Raw genomic sequence first — 3,427 nt, forward strand, 5'->3', positions numbered from 1 at the left:
TCCCGCCGCCGCTCCGACGAGCCGTAGACCCAGGCGTCCTGCAACACCATCATGTCCGGCGAGGTCGCCCGGACGTACCCGACCACGGAGTCGCCCAGCGCCTCCCGGCTCGGCCCCACGCCCGGCACGTTGAACGTGGTCAGCACCACGTCGTCCGGCCCGGCCTCGAGGGCGCCGCCGCCGATCGCTCCCGCTCGCCACAATACCAGGCCCACGAGCACGACGTGGACGGCCACCGCGCCCCACCGACGGCCCACGAGCCACAAGACGCCCAGGCCGGTCAGCGCCCACGTGGCGTACGGCAACCCGACGGCCACCAACTGTGCCCACCAGTACGGTCTCGGGGGCAGGAACGCGGCCAGGTAGCCCACCACGACGACCAGCACGACGGGCACGTCGGCTAGCAAAAGGAGGACGCCTTTGAGCCCCAGCCTCCGGGGTGTGTCGGAGGCGTCAGTCACGGCTGGCCCGGTCCAGGGCCTCCCGCTCCTCTTTGGTCAGGCTCTCGTAGCCCTTGTCGAGGATCTTGTCGAGGATCTCGTCGACGTCGAGCGCGGGCGCCGCGTCGCGACCCACCGTCTTCGAGGACGACCTCGAGGACGACGACCGCTTCGACCTCGAGGCCGTGACGGTCTGGCGCGATGTCTTCTTCTTGGGACGACGGCCGATCCGGCCCCCGAACAACGGCGCCGCCCACGCGGCGGGATCCGAGCCCGCCTGCTGCGCCCTCCCAACCAGCACACCGACGAGCGCGGCGCCCAGGACGGACAGGTCGGCCGAGAACAGAAGGCTGATCACGACGAACCCGACGGCGATCCACTTCATCGGGACGACGCCCAAGAGAAACAGGCCGATGCCGCGGGTCGGATGGAGCGTTGCGATGGCGCACAGGATCGCCGTAACTGGCGTCCACAGCCCGAAGTACTCGCTCCGAGGCAATGGCAGGACCGCGCCCAGGGCGAGCCCGACGACGGCGCCGCCGAGCGCGCCCATCACGTAGAGCCCGAACAGCCGGTGCGCGCCGTAGGACTCCTCGTAATCGCGGCCCATCCACTGAAGCCAGTAAAACCCGAAGACGAACGAGATCAGCCCGAAGAACCCGCCGAACGCGTTGACGAACCCGTAGGTCAGCACCGTCCACGGCCGCGTCAGCGCCACTTCCCACGACGTCGGGAGCGTGAGCCAATCGACCATAAACTGACCGAGGGGCACCCCGAAAAACCCGAAGAACGCCAGCAGGACATACGCGAGGTACGTCGCCAGGTTGACGGTCAGCAGGACGCGGAGCGCCGGCGGCAGGTTGGCGCGCCAGAGCTGGAACCGGAAGAGCGGGGAGTCGGCGTCGGCCACGGCTAGGCGATGCGGGTGCGCGGTTGGATGGGGAGCCGACCGAGCCAGTACAGGATCATGACGGCGCCCATCACCATCCCGCCCAGGTGGGCAAAGTGGGCGACGCCGGCCTGGACGCCCGAGAAGCCGGCGAACAGGCTGAACGCGGCGTAGCCGAGCACGAAGTACTTGGCGGGGATCGGGACCGGCAAGAACAGCAGGAAGATCGGGCTGTTGGGGTGGAGCAGGCCGAACGCGGCCAACACGCCGAGCACGCCGCCCGACGCGCCCAGCGTAGGGACGGGGATGCCGTCGGCGCCCATCAGGAACGGCCACGACTGGACGCCGAGCTGGAGCGCGCTCGCTCCCAAAACGCACGCGAAGTAGAAGATCAAGAATCGCTTCGAGCCCAGCTCCCGCTCGACGGTCCCGCCAAACATCCACAGGCCGAACAGGTTGAAGAAGATGTGCCCGATGCCGCCGTGCATGAACGCGCTCGTGACGATCTGCCATGGGTAGAACGTCCCGAACTCGACGGTGCCGTCGGCGAAGCGGATGGCCTCGGGGCCACCGATGGGCCACAGCATGAAGAGCCGCTCGAGGGCGTCGTAGGGCACTGCCGACCGCGCCTCCAAGATCATCTGGGCCAGGAACACCAGGCCATTGATGATCAAGAGGTTCTTGACCACCGGTGGGAAAAGACCGAACGAGGACGGGGGACGGTAGGCGTTCTGCACGGGTCGAGCGGGTTCGCGGCGGAAGGGTACCGCCACACCATCGAGGAACGGACGCCCCGGTGCCGAAGTTGCGGCGCATTGGCTTCGCCGGCCTTACGGCTCTCGAGGACGAGCACGGCTTCGCCGAATGCGAGAAGTGGTCGGGTAGTGGAAGTGGGCCTCGAGCCCGAATCGTCCTCGAGGGTGGTGCGTGCGGCCGTTTTAGGCGACGACCTCGAAGGCGTACGTCACGGCCCTCTTCTCCTCAGTCTCGGGCGTCCCTCTCACGCGCCCTCGAGGCCCGACGAACCGGCCATTAGGCCACGTTACCCCGCGTGCATCACCGCCCTCGAGGACGAAGAATCCTAGGAGGATGCGCCAACCTCGCTCCGGGCGCCGTTCCTTGCCCCGTCCGACCTCGACGTGTGCTCCTCCTGCTCTCCGATCTCCACCTGGGACGCGGCTCGCGCGACGAGACCCGCGCGGCCGAGCGCGACGCCGTCGCGATGCTCCGCGCCCACGAGAGCGCCGTCCTCGAGGGCGGCGCCTTGGTGCTGATGGGCGACGTGTACGACCAGTTTATCGAGTATCGGCACCTCGTCCCCAAGTCGGCCCCGCGCCTGGTCGGGCTTCTGGCCGAGTGGGCGGACCGCGGCGCCGAGATCGTCTACGTCGTCGGCAACCGCGACCCGTGGCACGTCGGCTTCTTCGAGGACGACATCGGGGTCCGCCTCACCACCGACTGGGAGACCTGCCGCGACGGACGGACCCTGTATATTGCCCACGGGGACGGGCGCATCCCCGCCGAACGGCTCTCTCACCGCCTCCAGCCGATCCTTCGAGCCCCGCTCATGGCCCGCCTCTACCGCATGGGTTTGCCCGGCGACGCCGGTTACGCGCTCGCACGCTGGACCGCCCGCGCGTTCGGCACCGACGGCGCGCCCGACCTCGAGGTCGTCGCCGAGCTGGCACAGGTGGCCCACGAACGGTTGGCGCAGACGGACGCCGACGTTGTCGCGTTCGGGCACTGCCACGCCCCCGCCCTCGAGGCCACGCCCGACGGCACGTACCTCAACCCCGGCTACTGGTTCGGCGACCGTACGTTTGCCCGGATCGACATCGACGGCCCCGCCCTCTTCCGCTGGACTGACGGCGCCGCCACTCCGCTCGACGCGCTCGCCTGAGCGCCCCACGCATGGACGACCAATCGTATACCGACGACGACCTCGAAGCCTTCTTCGGGTCCCCCGACAGCCGGCGTGCGGCCCAGGCCGCCCGGGAGTCCCCCGTCGGCGGTGACGGCGAAGACGCCGAGCTCGCGGCCTTTTTCGGGTCCCCCGACGTCGGTGGAGACGGCGCATCGACGAGCGCGCGGTTGACCC

4 protein-coding genes and 1 pseudogene are annotated in these 3,427 nt (G+C 69.3%); 2 read left to right on the plus strand and 3 right to left on the minus strand.

Annotated elements, in window-relative coordinates; genetic code table 11:
• From WBA11_RS11090 to WBA11_RS11100, 3 genes and pseudogenes are all read right to left on the minus strand, one after another.
• A pseudogene (locus WBA11_RS11090) lies at window positions 1-461 on the minus strand (hypothetical protein); the annotation flags it as partial.
• A complete protein-coding gene (locus tag WBA11_RS11095; RefSeq protein WP_424520752.1) occupies window positions 454-1,350 on the minus strand; it encodes a DUF6576 domain-containing protein in 897 nt (298 codons plus the stop codon). The gene WBA11_RS11095 and the pseudogene WBA11_RS11090, both read right to left, overlap by 8 nt.
• A 2-nt stretch (window positions 1,351-1,352) precedes the next feature.
• On the minus strand, window positions 1,353-2,066 hold the full coding sequence (locus WBA11_RS11100; RefSeq protein WP_424520753.1) for a rhomboid family intramembrane serine protease: 714 nt from the start codon (window positions 2,064-2,066) through the stop codon (window positions 1,353-1,355).
• A 404-nt stretch (window positions 2,067-2,470) separates the two neighbouring features.
• Between WBA11_RS11100 and WBA11_RS11105 the strand changes: the two genes are divergently transcribed.
• Together WBA11_RS11105 and WBA11_RS11110 are read left to right on the plus strand one after the other, a co-directional pair.
• Window positions 2,471-3,229: a UDP-2,3-diacylglucosamine diphosphatase gene (locus WBA11_RS11105; RefSeq protein ID WP_424520754.1), complete on the plus strand. Its 759-nt coding sequence runs from the start codon at window positions 2,471-2,473 to the stop codon at window positions 3,227-3,229.
• 11 nt (window positions 3,230-3,240) lie between these two features.
• The coding region (locus WBA11_RS11110; RefSeq protein ID WP_424520755.1) for a hypothetical protein at window positions 3,241-3,427 on the plus strand (187 nt) is incomplete at its 3' end.

Origin of the sequence: Rubrivirga sp. (assembly GCF_049648075.1) — a bacterium.
Classification (GTDB): Bacteria; Bacteroidota; Rhodothermia; order Rhodothermales; family Rubricoccaceae; genus Rubrivirga.